We start from the raw sequence: 1,862 nt of genomic DNA on the forward strand, positions 1-1,862 counted from the left end.
CGCAAGGGCCTGCTCGAGGCGACCGGCCTTGGCCGCGACCGCCAGCGCCGTCGCCTGCAGCCCGACGCCTGAGCGCGATGCCTGAACCGCGCCCGCCGGCTCTCAACGACATCCGGCTGCGCAAGATCCTCGACGAGACGCTGGTTCCGCCGCACTGGCCCGACGGCTTTGTCATGCGCAGCTTCGAGCCCGGTGATGCGCTGCCCCTGCATGCGCTGTTGACCGAAGTGTTCGACGACGGCGCCGACGGTCCGTTCGATGAGTGGTGGCCGCGCATCGCCGACGATCCCGAATTCGACCCGGCACTGTGCTTCCTCGTCATCGACGCCAAGGGCCGGCTGGCGGCAGCGGCACTGTGCTGGACCCGCGCCTTCGTCAAGGATCTAGCCGTTCATCCCGAGGCTCGCGGCAAGGGCGTTGCCGAAGCGCTGATGTGGCACGCCTTCGCCGTTTTTCGCGAACGCGGCGCCGATCATGTCGACCTCAAGACCAACACGGTCGAGAATCCCACCGCCGTCCGGCTCTATGAGCGGCTGGGCATGATGCCTGTCGCCTGGGAAGGCTAGGGTGTGCTGATATTCAGGTGATGCCGGCCTGCAAATGATGGCTTCCTGCGCTTCCGGTGCTCACGTACCCAAAAGTACGCTCCGCTCCGGTTCTCGGAAACCACCATTTTCGACTCGGCCTGACCTGAATCTCAACACACCCTGATGGGTGTCGCCCCACGCAGGAACGGCGCGATTTGGGAACCCAAAAGCGCCGCTTCGCATTCAATGGGAGGTGAGGGCCTGACAAGCTGCCGGCGGGTGGGAGGATTTTCGGCGGCCGGCTGCGGAGGGACATTCACCATTATGAAACTCTCTCGCGCATTCCTGGCGCTCGGCGTCACTGCCATCCTGGCTGGCACGCCGGCGCGGGCCGTCGAGCTGTCGATGGTGTCGGGCGATACCGGCGACGGCATCAAGGTGCTGCGCGAGATCCTCGACCGTTACGAGAAAGACAGCGGCAACAAGGTCAGCATCGTCGTCATGCCGACGTCCGGGACCGACCAGTTCGGCCAGTACCGGCTTTGGCTCGCCGCCGGAAACAGTGACATCGACGTCTACCAGACGGACGTGATCTGGGCACCGCAGCTCGCCAGTCAGCTCGTGGATCTGACCGCAGCGACCAAGGACGTCGTGGCCGAGCATTTTCCATCGATCATCCAGTCACAGACCGTCAACGGCAAGCTCGTCGCCTTGCCGATCTTCACCGATGCGCCGGCGCTCTACTACCGCAAGGATCTCCTCGACAAATATGGCGCCAAGGTGCCGGCCACCTGGAAGGAACTGGCGGACACCGCCAGGCTGGTCATGGACAAGGAGCGTGCGGCTGGCAATCGGGATATCTGGGGCTTCGTCTTCCAGGGCAACGCCTATGAGGGGCTGACCTGCGACGCGCTCGAATGGGTGATGTCGAATGGCGGCGGCCAGATCATCGAGCCGGACGGTTCCATCTCCATCAACAATCCAAAAGCGGCGGCGGTGCTCGATATGATCAAGGGCTGGGTCGGGACCATCGCGCCGCCCGGCGTACTCGCCTACCAGGAAGAGGAATCGCGCGGCGTCTGGCAGACAGGCAATGCGGTGTTCATGCGCAACTGGCCCTATGCCTATGCGCTCGGCAACGGCGAGGGCTCGCCGATCAAGGACAAGTTCGACGTGGCACCGCTGCCGGCCGGCACGGGCGACGGCGCGCGCCCGGTCGCGACCCTGGGCGGCTGGAATCTCGCCGTCTCCAAACATTCGAAGCATCCGGATGCCGCGATCGGGCTGGTCAAGTTCATCGCTTCGCCCGCGATGCAGAAATACCGCGCGCTGAAG

At 64.7% G+C, this 1,862-nt stretch carries 2 protein-coding genes; both read left to right on the plus strand.

Annotated features, from left to right (window positions below; all coding sequences use genetic code 11):
• Positions 1 to 77 precede the first annotated feature (77 nt).
• On the plus strand, positions 78 to 566 hold the full coding sequence (locus tag EN939_RS32450) for a GNAT family N-acetyltransferase (protein WP_127270434.1): 489 nt from the start codon (positions 78 to 80) through the stop codon (positions 564 to 566).
• Positions 567 to 851: 285 nt separating this feature from the next.
• On the plus strand, positions 852 to 1,862 hold a 1,011-nt coding region (locus EN939_RS32455), incomplete at its 3' end, for an ABC transporter substrate-binding protein (RefSeq protein WP_164751431.1).

This window comes from Mesorhizobium sp. M7A.F.Ca.CA.002.05.1.1, assembly GCF_003998335.1.
Classification (GTDB): Bacteria; Pseudomonadota; Alphaproteobacteria; order Rhizobiales; family Rhizobiaceae; genus Mesorhizobium.

Bases quoted from the DNA above. Each gene is read 5' to 3' on its own strand.
- EN939_RS32450 (WP_127270434.1), top strand. From the start codon at position 78: ATGCCTGAACCGCGCCCGCCGGCTCTCAACGACATCCGGCTGCGCAAG.